This window comes from Pseudomonas sp. LFS074 (assembly GCF_047978165.1).
In the GTDB taxonomy this organism is placed as follows: domain Bacteria; phylum Pseudomonadota; class Gammaproteobacteria; order Pseudomonadales; family Pseudomonadaceae; genus Aquipseudomonas; species Aquipseudomonas putida_P.
In genome coordinates this window covers 309187-327513 of sequence record NZ_JBFPFV010000002.1, presented here as the reverse complement: position 1 = coordinate 327513, position 18327 = coordinate 309187, and the positions used below count along the sequence as shown (strand labels likewise).

Below are 18327 nucleotides of genomic sequence, written 5' to 3'. Positions count from 1 at the left end.
TCGTGCCAGCAATTTCAAACGACTGTTTGAGCGGTTACTATCCAGGGACGTTCGTCCCGTTTTGTTCCAGGGAGTCCTGATTTTGGTGAATAGCCATGAAATGCCGTGAGGGCTGTGGTGCCTGCTGCATCGCCCCGTCCATCACTTCTGCGATGCCGCGAATGCCCAATGGCAAGCCGGCGGGTGAGCGCTGCCTGCACCTGACTGCGGCCAACCTTTGCGACCTGTTCGGCAAGCCCGAGCGGCCGGCGGTGTGCGGTGGCTTCAAGGCGGATGCCGAGGTGTGCGGCAGTGATCGTGACGAGGCAATCAGGATTCTTGGCTGGTGGGAGCAGATGACGGCGGCGTGACAGGCTGGATCTTCGACAACAAGGATAAACATGATGAGATCGTTCAAGCGTATTGCACTGCTGTGTGGCGTGGGTGTTCTGCTGTCGCCTGTGGCCTGGGCTGAAAACTGGCAAGTGGCCAAGAACGAGGACGGGATCAAGGTATCCCTCAGCGAAGTGGCGGGTTCCAAGTACAAGGCCTATCAGGGCGTTACCGTGATCAAGGCGCCGCTGGCCAAGGTGCAGGCGTTGCAGGAAGATGTGGTGGGTGCCTGCGCATGGATTCATGAGTGCAAGTTGCAGAAATTGCTCAAGCAAGAAGGTGACCAGACCTGGACCTACACCCAGTTCAATACACCCTGGCCGGTGACGCCGCGTGATTCGGTTTTGCATGTGACCACGGTCAAGGAGACGGACGGCAGCCTGGTGCGTAACCTGAAGGAAGAGCCGACCTATTTGCCGGAAGAGAAGGGCTTTGTGCGGGTGGCCAAGGTTGAGGGCTTCTGGAAGCTGGTGCCCAAGGGCGACAGCACGGAGGTGACCTACCAGGTGCACACCGAGCCGGGCGGCAGCGTGCCGGCGATGGTGGCCAACAAGTTCGTGGTGGATGCGCCGTTCAATACCCTGAAAGCTCTGCGCGAGCGGGCTGAGAAAAACTGAGGTTTAACGCGGCGCGCGGTCTGTGGGAGCGGCCTTGCGTCGCGAATGGGGCGCGCAGCGGCCCCCGAATCTTAGGCTTGGCGCAATATTGCGTGGGCTGCTTTGCAGCCCTTTCGCGACGCAAGGTCGCCCCCGCAAAGGCCGCACTGCGACCGGCAGGATTTACAATAAAAAAGGCTGCCCGAGGGCAGCCTTTTACGTTCAGCGATCAACGCTTACTTGCGGTCTTTCAGAGCAACGATGTCACGCTTCTGCTCACCGGTGTACAGCTGGCGCGGACGGCCGATCTTGTACGGGCTGGAGAGCATTTCTTTCCAGTGCGAGATCCAGCCCACGGTACGTGCCAGGGCGAAGATCACGGTGAACATGCTGGTCGGAATGCCGATCGCCTTGAGGATGATCCCCGAGTAGAAGTCGACGTTCGGGTACAGCGAACGCTCGATGAAGTAAGGATCGGTCAGGGCGATCTCTTCCAGGCGCATGGCCAGTTCCAGCTGCGGGTCGTTCTTGATGCCCAGCTCGCGCAGGACTTCGTCGCAGGTCTGCTTCATCACGGTGGCGCGCGGGTCGCGGTTCTTGTACACGCGGTGACCGAAGCCCATCAGCTTGAACGGGTCGTTCTTGTCCTTGGCCTTGGCGATGAATTTGTCGATGTTCGAAACATCGCCGATTTCATCCAGCATGGTCAGTACGGCTTCGTTCGCACCGCCGTGGGCCGGGCCCCACAGTGCAGCGATACCGGCGGCGATACAGGCGAACGGGTTGGCACCCGACGAGCCGGCCAGACGAACGGTGGAGGTGGAGGCGTTCTGCTCGTGGTCGGCGTGGAGGATGAAGATCCGGTCCATTGCCTTGGCCAGCACCGGGCTGATCGGTTTGATCTCGCACGGGGTGTTGAACATCATGTGCAGGAAGTTTTCCGCGTACGACAGGTCGTTGCGCGGGTACATCATCGGCTGGCCCATGGAGTACTTGTAAACCATCGCAGCCAGGGTCGGCATCTTGGCGACCAGGCGCACCGCGGAGATTTCGCGGTGTTGCGGGTTATTGATGTCCAGGGAGTCGTGATAGAACGCCGACAGGGCGCCGACCACGCCGCACATCACCGCCATCGGGTGAGCGTCGCGGCGGAAGCCGTTGAAGAAGGACTTCAGCTGCTCGTGAACCATGGTGTGGTTCTTGACGGTGCTGACGAACTGGGCCTTCTGCTCGGCATTCGGCAGTTCGCCGTTGAGCAGCAGGTAGCAGGTTTCGAGGTAGTCGGACTGTTCGGCGAGTTGCTCGATCGGGTAGCCGCGGTGCAGCAGGATACCTTTGTCGCCGTCAATATAGGTGATCTTCGACTCGCACGAGGCAGTCGCCATGAAACCTGGGTCGAAGGTGAAGTGACCAGTGGCCCCTAACCCGCGGACGTCGATTACATCAGGACCAACGGTGCCGGTTAAAATGGGCAGCTCGACGGGGGCAGCGCCCTCGATGACCAACTGCGCTTTTTTGTCAGCCATGTGGCCTCCTATTAATGCTTGAAATCATCAGACAGACCCCCCACGCAGGGCCCGCACCACTATAGAGGGATAAATTCAGATGTCAATTTGCCTAAAGGCTTGTTGAATCAGGCATTCAAGCCTGATTTTTCCCGAAATTCTCGCCCATTTACGCCTTTTGTTCATTAAAGGCAATGCGCTATTTGGGCTACCCCGTCACGTTGTCATAAGCAGCCTAACTGTCTATACTCGGCACCCGACCGCCAGGGGCTTGCAAGCCCGAACTGCTGGGGGTCGCCGTTCCCTGGGTGGTGGGTACCTGACCAGTACACTTACCAACAACTTTGCCCTGATTCGCTAGGGGCTCTTCAGTGTGAAAAAAGCCGTGAAAAGCCAACGACCTGTAAACCTAGACCTAAGGACCATCAAGCTCCCCGTCACTGCGTACACGTCCATCCTGCACCGTATCTCCGGCGTCATCCTGTTCATCGGCCTTGCCATCATGCTTTATGCACTGGGCAAGTCGCTGGGTTCCGAGGAAGGCTTCGGTGAGGTGAAGGCGTGTCTGACCAGCCCGCTGGCCAAGTTCGTGACCTGGGGTCTGCTGTCCGCCCTGCTTTATCACCTCGTGGCAGGTGTTCGTCACCTGATCATGGACATGGGTATCGGTGAGACGCTGGAAGGCGGCAAGCTGGGCTCGAAAATCGTGATCGTCATCTCCGTGGTGCTGATCGTTCTGGTGGGAGTTTGGGTATGGTAACCAATGTCACGAACCTGTCGCGTTCGGGCCTCTATGACTGGATGGCGCAGCGCGTTTCTGCGGTCGTTCTCGCGGCTTACTTCCTCTTCCTGATCGGCTACGTGGTCGCCCACCCAGGCATTGACTACACCCAGTGGCATGGTCTGTTCTCCAACAACGCGATGCGGATCTTCAGTCTGCTGGCCCTCGTTGCCCTGGGCGCTCACGCCTGGGTTGGCATGTGGACCATTGCAACCGACTACCTGACGCCTATGTCGTTCGGCAAGTCGGCAACTGCGATTCGTTTCCTGTTCCAGGCGGTATGCGGCGTTGCGATGTTCGCTTACTTCGTCTGGGGTGTGCAGATTCTCTGGGGTATCTGATCCATGGCTAGCATTCCAACCATTTCCTTCGACGCCATCATCATCGGTGGCGGCGGTGCCGGCATGCGCGCAGCGCTGCAACTGGCTCAAGGCGGCCACAAGACTGCCGTAGTCACCAAGGTCTTCCCGACCCGTTCGCACACCGTATCCGCCCAGGGCGGCATCACCTGCGCCATCGCTTCGGCCGACCCGAACGACGACTGGCGCTGGCACATGTACGATACCGTCAAGGGTTCCGACTACATCGGTGACCAGGACGCTATCGAGTACATGTGTCAGGAAGGCCCGGCTGCGGTCTTCGAACTGGACCACATGGGTCTGCCGTTCTCGCGCACCGAAACCGGCCGCATCTATCAGCGCCCGTTCGGTGGTCAGTCCAAGGACTTCGGTAAAGGTGGCCAGGCCGCCCGTACCTGTGCCGCTTCGGACCGTACCGGTCACGCGCTGCTGCACACCCTGTACCAGGGCAACCTGAAAGCGGGCACCACGTTCCTCAACGAGTACTACGCAGTTGACCTGGTGAAGAACCAGGACGGCGCATTCGTGGGTGTGATCGCCATCTGCATCGAAACCGGCGAAACCCTGTACATCAAGTCCAAGGCCACCGTACTGGCCACTGGCGGTGCAGGCCGTATCTACGCGTCCACCACCAACGCCCTGATCAATACCGGTGACGGTATCGGCATGGCCCTGCGTGCAGGCGTGCCGGTGCAGGACATTGAAATGTGGCAGTTCCACCCGACCGGTATCGCCGGCGCCGGTGTACTGGTCACCGAAGGTTGCCGTGGTGAAGGTGGCTACCTGATCAACGCCCACGGCGAGCGCTTCATGGAGCGTTACGCGCCGAACGCGAAAGACCTGGCCGGCCGCGACGTGGTTGCCCGTTCCATGGTCAAGGAAATCATCGCCGGCAATGGCGTGGGCCCGAACAAGGACCACGTACTGCTGAAGCTGGACCACCTGGGCGAGGAAGTGCTGCACAGCCGCCTGCCAGGTATCTGCGAACTGTCCAAGACCTTCGCCCACGTCGACCCTGTGGTCGCGCCGGTGCCGGTGGTTCCAACCTGCCACTACATGATGGGCGGCGTTGCCACCAACATTCATGGCCAGGCCATCACCATGGACGCCGACGGTCAGGATCACATCATCCCGGGCCTGTTCGCCGTAGGTGAAGTGGCGTGCGTATCGGTTCACGGTGCCAACCGCCTGGGCGGCAACTCGCTGCTCGACCTGGTGGTGTTCGGCCGTGCTGCCGGCCTGCACCTGGAGAAGGCGCTGAGCGAAGGCGTGGAATACCGCGACGCCAGCGACACCGACGTCGATGTTGCCCTGAACCGCCTGAACAAGCTCAACGAGCGTACCAGCGGTGAAGACGTTGCCAGCCTGAAGCGCGAGCTGCAGAGCTGCATGCAGAACTACTTCGGTGTATTCCGTACTGGCGAATACATGCAGAAGGGTATCGAGCAACTGGCCGGTCTGCGTGACCGTATCGCCAACGTCAAGATCAACGACAAGTCCCAGGCCTTCAACACCGCGCGTATCGAAGCGCTGGAGCTGCAGAACCTGCTGGAAGTTGCCGAAGCTACCGCCATCGCGGCGGAAGCCCGTAAAGAGTCCCGCGGCGCTCACGCCCGTGAAGACTTCGAAGACCGTGACGACGAAAACTGGCTGTGCCACACCCTGTACTACCCGGGTGAGAAGCGCGTTGCCAAGCGCGGCGTCAACTTTGCGCCGAAGACTGTTCCAGCCTTCGAACCAAAAGTCCGGACTTACTAAGGGTGGCTGCTATGTTGAAAGTCGAAGTTTATCGTTACAACCCGGACACCGACTCGGCGCCAAAAATGGAGTCGTTCGACGTCGATACCGGCGGCAAGGACCTGATGGTGCTGGATGTATTGGCACTGATCAAGGAAAAGGACGAGGGTTTCTCGTACCGTCGCTCCTGCCGTGAAGGCGTTTGCGGTTCCGACGGCATGAACATGAACGGCAAGAACGGCCTGGCCTGCATCACCCCGCTGTCGGCGGTGGTGAAGGGCGGCAAGCTGGTTCTGCGTCCTCTGCCAGGCCTGCCGGTCATTCGTGACCTGGTGGTCGATATGAGCATCTTCTACAAGCAGTACGAGAAGGTGAAGCCGTTCCTGCAGAACGACACCCCGGCCCCGGCCATCGAGCGCCTGCAGTCGCCGGAAGACCGTGACAAGCTGGACGGCCTGTACGAGTGCATCCTGTGCGCGTGCTGCTCGACTTCCTGCCCGTCGTTCTGGTGGAACCCGGACAAGTTCCTGGGCCCGGCAGCCTTGCTGCAAGCCTACCGCTTCCTTGCCGACAGCCGCGATACCAAGACTCAGGAGCGCCTGGCGTCCCTGGATGACCCGTTCAGCGTATTCCGCTGCCGCGGGATCATGAACTGCGTAAACGTTTGCCCGAAAGGTCTGAACCCGACCAAGGCAATCGGTCACGTACGTAACATGCTGCTGCAAAGCGGCACCTGATACAAAGCGTTGTACCTGCAGTAAGCCGAGGTGCGGGTGGTGAGCCCGCACTGAGGTAAAACCCGAACAAGGGCCCACAAAGCCCGCGTTCATTACCTATGAAGATATGAGACCAGCAGGGGCTTTCCGGGCTGGTACCCGGAAAATCAGCAGGATCCAAGTGGCGTGGTTCAGTCGCTGTTTTCGGACTTTTCCAGGTTTGCTGTGGCTCTCGCCGATCAGTCCCCTAATCGAGGGTGACCAAGCATGCAAGAAAGCGTGATGCAGCGCATGTGGGATAGCGCCCACCTTTCAGGTGGTAACGCTGCATATGTGGAAGAGCTCTACGAGCTCTACCTGCACGACCCTAACGCTGTGCCAGAAGAGTGGCGCACTTACTTCCAGAAGTTGCCAGCCGACGGCAGCACCGCTACTGATGTATCGCACTCGACAATCCGCGACCATTTCGTACTGCTGGCAAAGAACCAGCGCCGCGCCCAACCGGTTTCCGCCGGGAGCGTGAGCAGTGAACACGAGAAGAAGCAGGTTGAAGTTCTGCGACTGATCCAGGCCTATCGTATGCGCGGCCATCAGGCTGCCAAGCTCGACCCGTTGGGGTTGTGGCAGCGCCCTGCGCCCGTAGACCTGTCGATCAATCACTACGGCTTGACCAATGCCGATCTTGATACGACCTTCCGTGCCGGCGACCTGTTCATCGGCAAAGAGGAGGCGAGCCTACGCGACATCTTCGATGCACTCCAGAAGACATATTGTCGCACCATTGGCGCCGAATTCACCCACATCGTCGATTCCGAGCAGCGCAGCTGGTTCCAGCAGCGCCTGGAAAGCGTGCGCGGCCGTCCGGAGTTTTCCGCTGACGTGCAGGCCCACCTGCTCGAGCGCGTGACCGCCGGTGAGGGCCTGGAAAAGTACCTGGGCACCAAGTACCCGGGCACCAAGCGTTTCGGCCTTGAAGGCGGCGAGAGCCTGATTCCGATGCTGGATGAAATGATCCAGCGTTCCGGCTCTTACGGCGCCAAGGAGGTCGTGATCGGCATGGCCCACCGTGGCCGCCTGAACGTGCTGGTGAACACCTTCGGCAAGAACCCGCGCGAGCTGTTCGACGAGTTCGAAGGCAAGAAGATGAACGAGCTGGGCTCCGGTGACGTGAAGTATCACCAGGGCTTCTCCTCGAACGTGATGACCCCGGGTGGCGAAGTGCACCTGGCCATGGCGTTCAACCCGTCCCACCTGGAAATCGTTTCGCCGGTGGTCGAGGGGTCGGTGCGCGCCCGTCAGGACCGCCGCAACGACACCGTTGGCGACAAGGTGCTGCCGATCTCGATCCACGGCGACGCTGCGTTCGCTGGCCAGGGCGTGGTCATGGAAACCTTCCAGATGTCGCAGACCCGCGGTTTCAAGACCGGCGGTACCGTGCACATCGTGATCAACAACCAGGTTGGTTTCACCATCAGCAACCCACTGGATGCGCGCTCCACCGAGTACGCGACCGACGTTGCCAAGATGATCCAGGCACCGATCCTGCACGTGAACGGCGATGACCCGGAAGCCGTGCTGTTCGTCACCCAGCTGGCCATCGACTACCGCATGCAGTTCAAGCGTGACGTGGTCATCGACCTGGTCTGCTACCGTCGCCGTGGTCACAACGAGGCTGACGAGCCGAACGGCACCCAGCCGCTGATGTACCAGCAAATCAGCAAGCAGCGCACTACCCGTGAGCTGTATGCCGAGCAGCTGATCCAGGCCGGTCGCATCGACGCCGAGCGCGCTCAGGCCAAGATCGACGAGTACCGCAACGCGCTGGACAATGGCCTGCACGTGGTGAAAAGCCTGGTCAAGGAGCCGAACCGCGAGCTGTTCGTCGACTGGCGTCCGTACCTGGGCCATGCCTGGACCGCGCGTCACGACACCCGTTTCGACCTCAAGACCCTGCAGGATCTGTCGGCCAAGCTGCTCGAGCTGCCGGAAGGTTTCGTGGTCCAGCGTCAGGTGTCGAAGATCTACGAAGACCGTCAGAAGATGCAGGCCGGTGGCTTGCCGATCAACTGGGGTTATGCAGAGACCATGGCTTACGCCACCCTGCAGTTCGAAGGTCACCCGATCCGCATGACCGGCCAGGACATCGGCCGTGGCACCTTCTCGCACCGTCACGCGGTGCTGCACAACCAGAAGGACGCCAGCACCTACATTCCGTTGCAGAACCTGTTCCCTGGCCAGCCACGTTTCGATCTGTACGATTCGTTCCTGTCCGAGGAGGCGGTACTGGCCTTCGAATACGGCTACTCCACCACCATGCCGAACGCGCTGGTGATCTGGGAAGCCCAGTTCGGCGACTTCGCCAACGGTGCGCAAGTGGTGATCGACCAGTTCATCACCAGTGGTGAGCACAAGTGGGGCCGCCTGTGTGGCCTGACCATGCTGCTGCCACACGGCTATGAAGGGCAGGGGCCGGAGCACTCCTCCGCGCGTCTGGAGCGTTACCTGCAGCTGTGCGCCGAGCACAACATCCAGGTCTGCGTACCGACGACGCCGGCACAGATTTACCACCTGCTGCGTCGCCAGGTCATTCGCCCGCTGCGCAAGCCGCTGGTCGTCCTGACGCCGAAGTCGCTGCTGCGCCACAAACTGGCCATCTCGACGCTGGAAGACCTGGCAGAAGGCTCGTTCCAGACCGTGATCCCGGAAATCGACGCAATCGATCCGGCCAAGGTCGAGCGCCTGGTGCTGTGCAGCGGCAAGGTCTACTACGACCTGCTGGAAAAACGCCGTGCCGAAGGCCGTGAAGACATCGCCATCCTGCGTCTCGAGCAGCTGTACCCGTTCCCGGAGGACGACCTGGTCGAAATCCTGGCGCAATACAGCAACCTCAAGCACGCCGTATGGTGCCAGGAAGAGCCGATGAACCAGGGCGCCTGGTACAGCAGTCAGCATCACATGCGCCGTATCCTGGGCCGCCACAACAAGGCATTGGTCCTGGAGTACGCCGGTCGCGACGCTTCTGCCGCGCCAGCCTGTGGTTACGCTTCGAAGCACGCCGAACAGCAGGAAAAACTGCTGCAAGACGCCTTCACTGTCTAACGCCTTCGCGCACCTGAAACCGAATTTAAGGAAACACTGATAATGGCTATCGAGATCAAAGCCCCAACCTTCCCGGAATCGGTTGCCGATGGCACCGTTGCCACCTGGCACAAGAAGCCGGGCGAAGCCGTCAAGCGTGACGAGCTGATCGTCGACATCGAGACCGACAAGGTTGTCCTGGAAGTTCTGGCTACCGCCGATGGCGTGCTGGGCGACATCGTCAAGGGCGAGGGCGACACCGTCCTGTCCGACGAAGTGCTGGGTTCGATCGTTGAAGGCGGTGCTGCCGCCGCTCCAGCCGCAGCTGCCGCGCCTGCTGCTGCTCCGGCTGATGCTGGCGAAGATGACCCGGTTGCTGCCCCGGCCGCGCGCAAGCTGGCTGAAGAAAACGGCATCGACCTGGCTACCGTTGCCGGTACTGGCAAAGGCGGTCGCGTCACCAAGGAAGACGTGGTGGCTGCTGTTGCCAACAAGAAGTCGGCCCCTGCCGCTGCACCGGCTGCCAAGCCTGCTGCCGCTGCTGCACCGGTTGTCGTCGCCGCTGGCGACCGCACCGAGAAGCGCGTGCCGATGACTCGCCTGCGTGCCAAGATCGCCGAGCGTCTGGTCGAAGCCCAGTCGAACATGGCCATGCTGACCACCTTCAACGAAGTCGACATGACCGAAGTCATGGCCCTGCGTTCGAAGTACAAGGACCTGTTCGAGAAGACCCATAACGGCGTACGCCTGGGCTTCATGTCGTTCTTCGTCAAGGCCGCCACCGAAGCCCTGAAGCGCTTCCCGGCTGTCAACGCCTCGATCGACGGTAACGACATTGTCTACCACGGCTTCGCTGACGTGGGTGTTGCGGTTTCCAGCGACCGTGGCCTGGTGGTCCCGGTACTGCGCAACGCCGAGTCGATGAGCCTGGCTGAAATCGAGAACGGCATTGCCACCTTCGGCAAGAAAGCCCGTGACGGCAAACTGTCGATCGAAGAAATGACCGGCGGTACCTTCACCATCACCAACGGCGGTACCTTCGGTTCGATGATGTCGACCCCGATCGTCAACCCGCCGCAGGCCGCGATCCTCGGCATGCACAACATCATCCAGCGCCCGATGGCCGTCAATGGTCAGGTCGTGATTCGCCCGATGATGTACCTGGCACTGTCCTACGATCACCGCCTGATCGATGGTAAGGAAGCGGTAACCTTCCTGGTCACCATCAAGAACCTGCTGGAAGATCCGTCTCGCCTGCTGCTGGACATCTAACCCTCTGGCTGCGTACCGTGCCGGCCTTGGCTTCGCAAGAAGCCATGCCGCGCGGTTCGCGGCTTGTAGCTTGTAGCTGATAAGGAATCTTTTATGACCCAGAAATTCGACGTAGTGGTGATTGGTGCAGGTCCTGGCGGCTATGTGGCTGCCATCAAGGCAGCCCAACTTGGTCTGAAGACTGCCTGTATCGAGAAGTACACCGACGCCGAGGGCAAGCTGGCCCTGGGCGGCACCTGCCTGAACGTAGGTTGCATTCCTTCCAAGGCGCTGCTGGACAGCTCCTGGAAATACAAGGAAGCCAAAGAGAGCTTCAACGTCCACGGTATCTCCACTGGCGAAGTGAAGATGGACGTCGCCGCGATGGTTGGCCGCAAGGCTGGCATCGTCAAGAACCTGACCGGTGGCGTTGCCACCCTGTTCAAGGCCAACGGCGTTACTTCGATCCAGGGCCACGGCAAGCTGCTGGCGGGCAAAAAAGTCGAAGTCACCAAGGCTGACGGCACCACCGAAGTCATCGAAGCCGAGAACGTGATCCTGGCTTCCGGCTCGCGCCCGATCGACATTCCACCGGCCCCGGTCGACCAGAACGTCATCGTCGACTCCACCGGCGCCCTGGAATTCCAGACCGTACCGAAGCGCCTGGGCGTTATCGGTGCTGGCGTGATCGGCCTGGAGCTGGGTTCGGTATGGGCTCGTCTGGGTGCTGAAGTCACTGTCCTGGAAGCCCTGGACACCTTCCTGATGGCTGCCGACACCGCTGTGTCGAAAGAAGCCCAGAAGACCCTGACCAAGCAAGGCCTGGACATCAAGCTGGGCGCTCGCGTCACCGGCTCGAAAGTCAACGGCAACGAAGTCGAAGTCACCTACACCAACGCCGAAGGCGAGCAGAAGATCACCTTCGACAAGCTGATCGTCGCGGTCGGCCGTCGCCCGGTGACCACCGATCTGCTGGCTGCCGACAGCGGCGTGACCATCGACGAGCGTGGCTACATCTTCGTCGACGATCACTGTGCCACCAGCGTTCCGGGCGTGTTCGCCATCGGTGACGTGGTACGCGGCATGATGCTGGCCCACAAGGCGTCGGAAGAGGGCATCATGGTGGTCGAGCGCATCAAAGGCCACAAGGCCCAGATGAACTACGACCTGATCCCGTCGGTTATCTACACCCACCCGGAAATCGCATGGGTCGGCAAGACCGAACAGGCCTTGAAGGCCGAGGGCGTTGAGGTTAACGTGGGCACCTTCCCGTTCGCGGCCAGCGGCCGTGCGATGGCTGCCAACGACACCGGTGGTTTCGTCAAGGTCATCGCCGATGCCAAGACCGACCGCGTCCTGGGTGTACACGTGATTGGCCCATCGGCTGCCGAACTGGTGCAGCAGGGCGCAATCGCAATGGAATTCGGCACCAGTGCCGAGGATCTGGGCATGATGGTCTTCAGCCATCCGACCCTGTCCGAAGCGTTGCATGAAGCAGCGCTGGCAGTGAATGGCGGCGCCATTCACGTGGCCAACCGTAAGAAGCGTTAATTATAAGAAACCACGGCGGGCAGCCCGTCGTGAGTCTTGCGTGCATGACTCACCGCGGAACGTCCGCCGGACCGGATCACATGGGAAAACCCGGGGTCAACGGTCACAGGTGGTGCGGCGCCAGTAATGGCGCAGCGCCGAAGCGCAGTACCTAACGAAGACGGTAAAAAGCATGAATCTTCACGAGTATCAGGGTAAGCAGCTGTTCGCTGAATACGGCCTGCCAGTTTCCAAGGGTTTCGCAGTCGATACCCCTGAAGCTGCAGCAGAAGCTTGCGACAAGATCGGCGGTTCCGAGTGGGTTGTAAAAGCTCAGGTTCACGCGGGTGGTCGCGGCAAAGCGGGCGGCGTCAAGCTGGTTCGCAGCAAGGAAGACGCCAAGGCGTTCGCTGCGCAATGGTTGGGCAAGCGCCTGGTAACCTACCAGACCGATGCCAACGGTCAGCCAGTGACCAAGATCCTGGTCGAATCCTGCACTGACATCGCCAAAGAGCTGTACCTGGGCGCTGTAGTCGATCGCTCGAGCCGCCGTATCGTGTTCATGGCCTCCACCGAAGGTGGCGTGGACATCGAGAAAGTCGCTCACGAAACTCCTGAGAAGATCATCAAGGCTACTATCGATCCGCTGGTCGGCGCTCAGCCGTTCCAGGGTCGTGAACTGGCATTCCAGCTGGGTCTGGAAGGCAAGCAAGTTGCACAGTTCGCCAAGATTTTCGTAGGCCTGGCCAAGCTGTTCAAAGAACATGACCTGGCCCTGCTGGAAGTCAACCCGCTGGTCATCAAGGCCGACGGCGACCTGCACTGCCTGGATGCGAAGATCAACATCGACGCAAACGCCATGTACCGTCAGCCTAAGCTGAAAACCTTCCACGACCCGTCTCAGGACGACCCTCGTGAAGCCCACGCTGCCAGCTTCGAGCTGAACTACGTGGCCCTGGAAGGCAACATCGGCTGCATGGTCAACGGTGCTGGCCTGGCCATGGGTACCATGGACATCGTCAACCTGCACGGCGGCAAGCCGGCCAACTTCCTCGACGTTGGCGGTGGTGCTACCAAAGAGCGCGTTACCGAAGCGTTCAAGATCATTCTGTCCGACAGCAATGTCGCGGCCGTTCTGGTCAACATCTTCGGCGGCATCGTTCGCTGCGACATGATTGCCGAAGGCATCATCGGTGCAGTGAAAGAAGTCGGCGTTAAAGTTCCGGTTGTGGTTCGCCTCGAAGGCAACAACGCCGAACTGGGCGCTAAAGTACTGGCAGAAAGCGGTTTGAACATCATTGCGGCAACCAGCCTGACCGACGCTGCTCAACAAGTTGTCAAAGCTGCGGAGGGCAAGTAATGAGCGTCCTGATCAATAAAGACACCAAAGTCATCTGCCAGGGCTTCACCGGCTCGCAAGGTACTTTCCACTCCGAACAGGCCATCGCCTACGGCACCAAGATGGTCGGCGGCGTAACCCCAGGCAAGGGTGGCACCACCCACCTGGGCCTGCCGGTGTTCAACACCGTCAAGGAAGCCGTGGAAGCTACCGGCGCTGACGCTTCGGTCATCTACGTACCGGCTCCGTTCTGCAAAGACTCGATCCTGGAAGCTGCCTTCGGCGGCATCAAGCTGATCGTCTGCATCACCGAAGGCATTCCTACCCTGGACATGCTGGATGCCAAGGTCAAGTGCGACGAGCTGGGCGTGACCCTGATCGGCCCTAACTGCCCAGGTGTCATCACCCCGGGCGAGTGCAAGATCGGCATCATGCCAGGCCACATCCACCTGCCAGGCAAGGTCGGTATCGTTTCGCGTTCCGGCACCCTGACCTACGAAGCTGTGAAGCAGACCACCGACGCCGGCTTCGGCCAGTCGACCTGCGTCGGCATCGGCGGTGACCCGATCCCGGGCTCCAACTTCATCGACATCCTGAAGCTGTTCCAGGAAGACCCGAAGACCGAAGCGATCGTCATGATCGGTGAGATCGGCGGTTCGGCTGAAGAAGAAGCTGCGGCCTACATCAAGGCCCACGTGACCAAGCCAGTCGTTTCCTACATCGCTGGTGTTACCGCACCTGCGGGCAAGCGCATGGGCCACGCTGGCGCCATCATCTCCGGCGGCAAGGGCACTGCGGACGAGAAGTTCGCCGCCCTGCAGGACGCTGGTGTGAAGACCGTGCGTTCCCTGGCTGACATCGGCAAGGCCCTGGCCGAGCTGACTGGCTGGGAAGCCAAGAAGTAATACTGCTACACCCCCCACGCGCACAGAGGCCACCTTCGGGTGGCCTTTGTCGTTTCTGGGGGCATCACGGGCGGCGAGGAAACTTGATGAGTTTGATAGGAATTTTCGTACAGACGAAGTTTTCAAGTGGAGGATAATTCTTACTGTCTTCGGTCGCACAGACGACAAACATGTACGCACATCGGACAAGCAGCACTGTGCCAGTGCGTTTAACTGACAAAACAGTTACATTACGCGTTCACTCTGTGCCCGTACCCCAAAAGGGAACGACACGCTAAACGGGTCTGGCCTATCAAGCCGGGCAGCATTTCCCCTCATCCAAAGGGAAATCCCCTCTCGAATCCCGATTTCAGCAGTGTGGTACTACCTTAAATGAAAGTTCTCAAAGGCCAGGATATCCTGGCGCTTGGCTTTATGACGTTTGCGCTTTTCGTTGGCGCAGGCAATATCATCTTCCCGCCTATCGTCGGTCTGCAGTCTGGTCCGCACGTGTGGATGGCAGCCCTGGGCTTCCTGGTCACTGCCGTGGGCCTGCCAGTCATCACCGTGGTCGCGCTGGCCAAGGTCGGTGGCGGCATGGATGCCCTGAGCAGCCCGATCGGCAAGTTCTTCGGCGGCCTGCTGGCAGCCGTGTGCTACCTGTCGGTCGGTCCGCTGTTCGCCACCCCGCGCACCGCGACCGTGTCGTTCGAAGTGGGTGTTGCACCGCTGACCGGTGAAAGCCCGCTGGCGCTGTTCATCTACAGCCTGGTGTACTTCGCCGTGGTACTGGCCGTGTCCATGTACCCTGGCAAGTTGCTCGACACCGTGGGCCGCTTCCTGGCGCCGTTGAAGATCATCGCTCTGGCCGTGCTGGGCATCGCTGCCTTCGCGCTGCCGGCCGGGACCATTGGTGAGGCACAGCCTGCCTATGCTGCGGCTGCGTTCTCCAAGGGCTTCTCCGATGGCTACCTGACCATGGACACCCTGGGTGCCTTGGTGTTCGGTATCGTCATCGTCAACGCCATCCGCTCGCGCGGTGTCGAGTCGCCGAAGTTGATCACCCGCTACGCCATCATCGCCGGCCTGATCGCAGGTGTTGGCCTGGCGCTGGTGTATGTCAGCTTGTTCCGTCTGGGTGCCGGCAGCCATGACATCGCGGCTGATGCCACCAACGGTGCTGCGGTTCTGCATGCTTACGTGCAGCACACCTTCGGCTCGCTGGGCAGCGGCTTCCTGGCCGTGTTGATCGCACTGGCCTGTCTGGTGACCGCAGTTGGCCTGACCTGTGCCTGCGCCGAGTATTTCAGCCAGATCCTGCCGCTGTCGTACCGTGCATTGGTGGTGATCCTGGCCGGCTTCTCGTTGCTGATCTCCAACCTTGGCCTGACCAAGCTGATCATGTTCTCGATCCCGGTGCTTACCGCCATTTACCCGCCTTGCATCGTGGTGGTTGGCCTGAGCTTCGTGAAGGACCTGTGGAACTCGCCGACCCGCATCCTGGCGCCGGTGATGCTGGTGTCGCTGGTGTTCGGCATGGTTGACGCAATCAAGGGCAGCAGCATTGCCCATGTGCTGCCGGACTTCATGGCGCATCTGCCGTTGAGCGACCAGGGCCTGGCCTGGCTTGTGCCTTCCGTGGTGACCCTGGTTGGCGCCGTGGCTTGCGACCGCATGCTCGGCAAGCCGCGCGAGGCGCTGGCCTGACCTGTTAAGTCGAAGCCTGAGGGCGGCGCCGGCCACAAGCCGAAAGGTGCTCGCCAAGGGCCTAGGCAGGAAAGCCCCGTATCCGCAAGGATGCGGGGCTTTTTGTTTGCCGGCATGATCAGTGGAAAATTCAGGACGGTGTGTGCCTTTTGCCGCTTGCCAGCGTCGAAACCCGGTCCCTATTCTCTAGGCACCTGGCCCTCTCGGGAACCCTGCATGAACTTTATCCAAAGCAACCTCAACAACCTGCTGGCCGTGGCCTGGTTCGCCCTGTGCTGGGGGGGTTATACCCGCTATGCCATCTGGAAGGGCCGTGACACCGCATGCCTGGCCAGCGTGCTGCACCTGTACCGCGAAGACTGGATGCGCCGCATGCTGCTGCGCGACAACCGCATTGCCGATGCCAGCGTAATCGGTAACCTCGAGCGCAACGCGTCGTTCTTTGCGTCCAGTACCCTGATCATTCTCGCCGGTATCCTTACCGTGCTTGGGGCGTCCGACCGGGCGCTGTCGTTGCTGGCCGACTTGCCGCTGGTGCAGCAGACCTCTCAAGGCATGTCGGAGATCAAGTTGCTGTGCCTGGCCACGGTGTTTGTCTACGCCTTCTTCACCTTCAGCTGGTGCATGCGCCAATACAACTTCGCCGCCGTACTGGTGGGTTCGGCACCGATGATCGGCGAGCGGCTGGTCAATGAGCTGGAGCGCAAGGCATTCGCTTCACGGGCGGCTCGGGTATTGTCGTTGGCAGCTAACCAATTCAACCTGGGTTTGCGTTCGTATTACTTCGGCATGGCCATGTTGAGCTGGTTCATCAGCCCATGGCTGTTCATGGCCATGAGTGTCGGGGTAGTGCTTATTCTGTACCGGCGAGAGTTCCATTCGGATGTGCTGGATGTGATGGTGTTCACACCTACCGAAAGTGTCACCAACGAGCCGGTCAAAGAAAGTACTGCTGCCAGCAACTGAAACGATTAATCCAAATGTTGTAGATACAAAAAAACCCGACAAAGTCGGGTTTTTTGTTTTAGCCAATTACTGCTTGGCAGGTTCGGCTGGAGTAGCTTCTGGTGCCGGGGTGGCTGGCGCGGCTTCTGGAGCCGGAGTAGCCGGAGCGGCTTCTTCGGCAGCCTTCTGCTCGGCTTCGGCCTGATCTTTGGCGGCTTCGGCGTTTTCCTTAGCGGCTTCGTTCATTTTATCCTGAGCTTCGCCCGCTTTTTCCTGGGCTTGCTCGGCGTGTTGCTGTGCGTCCTGGGCTTTGTCTTCGCTCGCTTTATCGCAAGCGGCCAGGCCCATGGCAGCAGCCAGCATCAGAGCAAAAGCAAAAGGTTTACGCATGGGGGTGTTTCTCCTTGGTGGAATAAGTGACTTGTTCCTTCGAGTGCAACTACGCGGAATAAGTTCCGCGAAGGTTACAGATATATAACGCCGTGTTCTATATAGACTTTTTAACGAATTTATGCCGCTGCAGCGCAGCCAGTGGGAAGCGCCAATGAGTGATTCAACCTTGATGGCCATGGCCGAGCGTTTTCTTTCGGCATTGAAACATTGTCAGCTGTTGCAGATGCGCGTGGCGCAAGCCGATGGCGATGGCATGACCCTGATCCTGCCCTGGTCACCGGCCATTGTCGGCAACCCGCAAACCGGCGCCGTGCATGGCGGTGCGCTGACCACACTGATGGACACCACCTGCGGCATGGCCACGCTGTGCGTGCTGCCGCGCTTCGAAGTGTGCCCGACGCTGGACCTGCGCATCGACTACATGCACCCGGCCGAGGCCGGCAAGGACATCTACGGCCATGCACAATGCTATCGGGTTACCCGTGACGTGATCTTCACCCGTGGCACCGCCTATCAGGATGACCCCGCACAGCCAATCTGCCAGGTGGTGGGTACGTTCATGCGCCTGGGTCAGGAGATCAAGGGTGGCATCCGTTTTGGCAACAGCCTGAAGGAGGGCGAGGCATGATTCCGCATGCGGTTCGTCAGCAACTGAACGCTGCCCATGCGGTGGGCGACTACAGGCCATTGCTGGCGCTGATTCCCTATGCCGGGCTGATCGGCATCGAATGTGAACGCCAGGGCGATGACTTGTTGTTCCGCCTGCCCGCCAGTGCGGACAACATCGGCAACCCGTTATTGCCGGCCATCCATGGCGGCGTGATCGCCGGCTTCATGGAGTTGTCGGCAGCGCTGTACCTGCTGATCTACAGCGAGAGCGCCAGCATTCCAAAGATCATCGACTTTTCCATCGACTACCTGCGCGCCGGGCATTTTCGTGACACTTACGCCCAGTGCCAACTGTGGCGCCAGGGCCGCCGAGTGACCAACGTGGCCATTACCGCCTGGCAAGGCGACAAGCAGACGCCGATTGCCACAGCCCGTGCGCATTTCAAGATCGAACCGGAAAAGCCCTTGAAATCATCTGGGCAGCCCCCATCTGAATGACATCCGCCGTTAACGCTGGCCGAACTG

Annotated in this window: 17 protein-coding genes; 15 read left to right on the top strand and 2 right to left on the bottom strand. The window is 60.2% G+C overall.

Annotation, left to right across the window (positions count from 1 at the left end; translation table 11 throughout):
- Positions 1–95: 95 nt before the first annotated feature.
- Entirely contained in the window at positions 96–350 is a 255-nt protein-coding gene (locus tag ACNQP3_RS19645; protein ID WP_003254220.1) for a YkgJ family cysteine cluster protein, read from the top strand.
- A 33-nt stretch (positions 351–383) separates the two neighbouring features.
- Complete coding sequence (locus tag ACNQP3_RS19640) at positions 384–989, top strand: START domain-containing protein (RefSeq protein WP_047604107.1); 606 nt, start codon at positions 384–386, stop codon at positions 987–989.
- A 215-nt stretch (positions 990–1204) separates the two neighbouring features.
- On the opposite strand, the gene gltA is transcribed toward ACNQP3_RS19640, so the two are convergent.
- Positions 1205–2494 carry a citrate synthase gene (gene gltA / locus ACNQP3_RS19635; protein ID WP_003254218.1) on the bottom strand — a complete coding sequence of 430 codons (1290 nt, stop codon included), beginning with the start codon at positions 2492–2494 and terminating at the stop codon, positions 1205–1207.
- A 352-nt stretch (positions 2495–2846) separates the two neighbouring features.
- Here gltA and sdhC point away from each other — a divergent pair, with 352 nt between their 5' ends.
- The 11 genes from sdhC (at position 2847) to ACNQP3_RS19580 (ending at position 16821) form a co-directional block, all read left to right on the top strand.
- A complete protein-coding gene (gene sdhC, locus ACNQP3_RS19630) occupies positions 2847–3233 on the top strand; it encodes a succinate dehydrogenase, cytochrome b556 subunit (protein WP_008091902.1) in 387 nt (128 codons plus the stop codon).
- A complete protein-coding gene (sdhD, locus tag ACNQP3_RS19625) occupies positions 3227–3595 on the top strand; it encodes a succinate dehydrogenase, hydrophobic membrane anchor protein (RefSeq protein WP_003254214.1) in 369 nt (122 codons plus the stop codon). The genes sdhC and sdhD overlap by 7 nt, the downstream gene beginning before the upstream one ends.
- Before the next feature lie 3 nt (positions 3596–3598).
- Positions 3599–5371 (top strand): succinate dehydrogenase flavoprotein subunit, encoded by a 1773-nt coding sequence (gene sdhA / locus ACNQP3_RS19620; RefSeq protein ID WP_003254213.1) that lies wholly within the window; start codon positions 3599–3601, stop codon positions 5369–5371.
- Positions 5372–5382: 11 nt separating this feature from the next.
- The gene (locus ACNQP3_RS19615; RefSeq protein WP_003254212.1) at positions 5383–6087 is read left to right on the top strand and encodes a succinate dehydrogenase iron-sulfur subunit; all 705 of its coding nucleotides are present in this window, start codon (positions 5383–5385) and stop codon (positions 6085–6087) included.
- A gap of 246 nt (positions 6088–6333) precedes the next feature.
- Entirely contained in the window at positions 6334–9165 is a 2832-nt protein-coding gene (locus ACNQP3_RS19610; RefSeq protein ID WP_264316357.1) for a 2-oxoglutarate dehydrogenase E1 component, read from the top strand.
- A 42-nt stretch (positions 9166–9207) separates the two neighbouring features.
- Entirely contained in the window at positions 9208–10416 is a 1209-nt protein-coding gene (gene odhB, locus ACNQP3_RS19605) for a 2-oxoglutarate dehydrogenase complex dihydrolipoyllysine-residue succinyltransferase (protein WP_264316356.1), read from the top strand.
- Positions 10417–10509: 93 nt separating this feature from the next.
- On the top strand, positions 10510–11946 hold the full coding sequence (lpdA, locus tag ACNQP3_RS19600) for a dihydrolipoyl dehydrogenase (RefSeq protein ID WP_012273351.1): 1437 nt from the start codon (positions 10510–10512) through the stop codon (positions 11944–11946).
- 172 nt (positions 11947–12118) lie between these two features.
- Complete coding sequence (gene sucC, locus ACNQP3_RS19595; RefSeq protein WP_008091914.1) at positions 12119–13285, top strand: ADP-forming succinate--CoA ligase subunit beta; 1167 nt, start codon at positions 12119–12121, stop codon at positions 13283–13285.
- Complete coding sequence (sucD, locus tag ACNQP3_RS19590) at positions 13285–14169, top strand: succinate--CoA ligase subunit alpha (RefSeq protein ID WP_003254203.1); 885 nt, start codon at positions 13285–13287, stop codon at positions 14167–14169. The genes sucC and sucD overlap by 1 nt, the downstream gene beginning before the upstream one ends.
- A 372-nt stretch (positions 14170–14541) precedes the next feature.
- Complete coding sequence (brnQ, locus tag ACNQP3_RS19585; RefSeq protein ID WP_012273350.1) at positions 14542–15855, top strand: branched-chain amino acid transport system II carrier protein; 1314 nt, start codon at positions 14542–14544, stop codon at positions 15853–15855.
- A 216-nt stretch (positions 15856–16071) separates the two neighbouring features.
- Entirely contained in the window at positions 16072–16821 is a 750-nt protein-coding gene (locus tag ACNQP3_RS19580; protein ID WP_012273349.1) for a DUF599 domain-containing protein, read from the top strand.
- Positions 16822–16887: 66 nt separating this feature from the next.
- On the opposite strand, the gene ACNQP3_RS19575 is transcribed toward ACNQP3_RS19580, so the two are convergent.
- Entirely contained in the window at positions 16888–17190 is a 303-nt protein-coding gene (locus ACNQP3_RS19575; protein WP_012273348.1) for a hypothetical protein, read from the bottom strand.
- Between the two features lie 154 nt (positions 17191–17344).
- Here ACNQP3_RS19575 and ACNQP3_RS19570 point away from each other — a divergent pair, with 154 nt between their 5' ends.
- Both ACNQP3_RS19570 and ACNQP3_RS19565 read left to right on the top strand, forming a co-directional pair.
- On the top strand, positions 17345–17821 hold the full coding sequence (locus ACNQP3_RS19570; protein WP_012273347.1) for a PaaI family thioesterase: 477 nt from the start codon (positions 17345–17347) through the stop codon (positions 17819–17821).
- Positions 17818–18300, top strand: coding sequence for a PaaI family thioesterase (locus ACNQP3_RS19565; RefSeq protein WP_012273346.1), 483 nt, complete (start codon positions 17818–17820; stop codon positions 18298–18300). Before ACNQP3_RS19570 ends, ACNQP3_RS19565 begins: the two co-directional genes overlap by 4 nt.
- The last annotated feature ends 27 nt before the right edge of the window (positions 18301–18327 follow it).

Bases quoted from the DNA above. Each gene is read 5' to 3' on its own strand.
- ACNQP3_RS19610 (WP_264316357.1), top strand. From the start codon at position 6,334: ATGCAAGAAAGCGTGATGCAGCGCATGTGGGATAGCGCCCACCTTTCA.
- sdhA (WP_003254213.1), top strand. From the start codon at position 3,599: ATGGCTAGCATTCCAACCATTTCCTTCGACGCCATCATCATCGGTGGC.
- ACNQP3_RS19565 (WP_012273346.1), top strand. From the start codon at position 17,818: ATGATTCCGCATGCGGTTCGTCAGCAACTGAACGCTGCCCATGCGGTG.
- ACNQP3_RS19575 (WP_012273348.1), bottom strand. From the start codon at position 17,190: ATGCGTAAACCTTTTGCTTTTGCTCTGATGCTGGCTGCTGCCATGGGC.
- ACNQP3_RS19615 (WP_003254212.1), top strand. From the start codon at position 5,383: ATGTTGAAAGTCGAAGTTTATCGTTACAACCCGGACACCGACTCGGCG.
- ACNQP3_RS19640 (WP_047604107.1), top strand. From the start codon at position 384: ATGAGATCGTTCAAGCGTATTGCACTGCTGTGTGGCGTGGGTGTTCTG.
- lpdA (WP_012273351.1), top strand. From the start codon at position 10,510: ATGACCCAGAAATTCGACGTAGTGGTGATTGGTGCAGGTCCTGGCGGC.
- sucD (WP_003254203.1), top strand. From the start codon at position 13,285: ATGAGCGTCCTGATCAATAAAGACACCAAAGTCATCTGCCAGGGCTTC.
- ACNQP3_RS19645 (WP_003254220.1), top strand. From the start codon at position 96: ATGAAATGCCGTGAGGGCTGTGGTGCCTGCTGCATCGCCCCGTCCATC.
- sdhD (WP_003254214.1), top strand. From the start codon at position 3,227: ATGGTAACCAATGTCACGAACCTGTCGCGTTCGGGCCTCTATGACTGG.
- ACNQP3_RS19580 (WP_012273349.1), top strand. From the start codon at position 16,072: ATGAACTTTATCCAAAGCAACCTCAACAACCTGCTGGCCGTGGCCTGG.
- ACNQP3_RS19570 (WP_012273347.1), top strand. From the start codon at position 17,345: ATGAGTGATTCAACCTTGATGGCCATGGCCGAGCGTTTTCTTTCGGCA.
- sucC (WP_008091914.1), top strand. From the start codon at position 12,119: ATGAATCTTCACGAGTATCAGGGTAAGCAGCTGTTCGCTGAATACGGC.
- gltA (WP_003254218.1), bottom strand. From the start codon at position 2,494: ATGGCTGACAAAAAAGCGCAGTTGGTCATCGAGGGCGCTGCCCCCGTC.
- odhB (WP_264316356.1), top strand. From the start codon at position 9,208: ATGGCTATCGAGATCAAAGCCCCAACCTTCCCGGAATCGGTTGCCGAT.
- brnQ (WP_012273350.1), top strand. From the start codon at position 14,542: ATGAAAGTTCTCAAAGGCCAGGATATCCTGGCGCTTGGCTTTATGACG.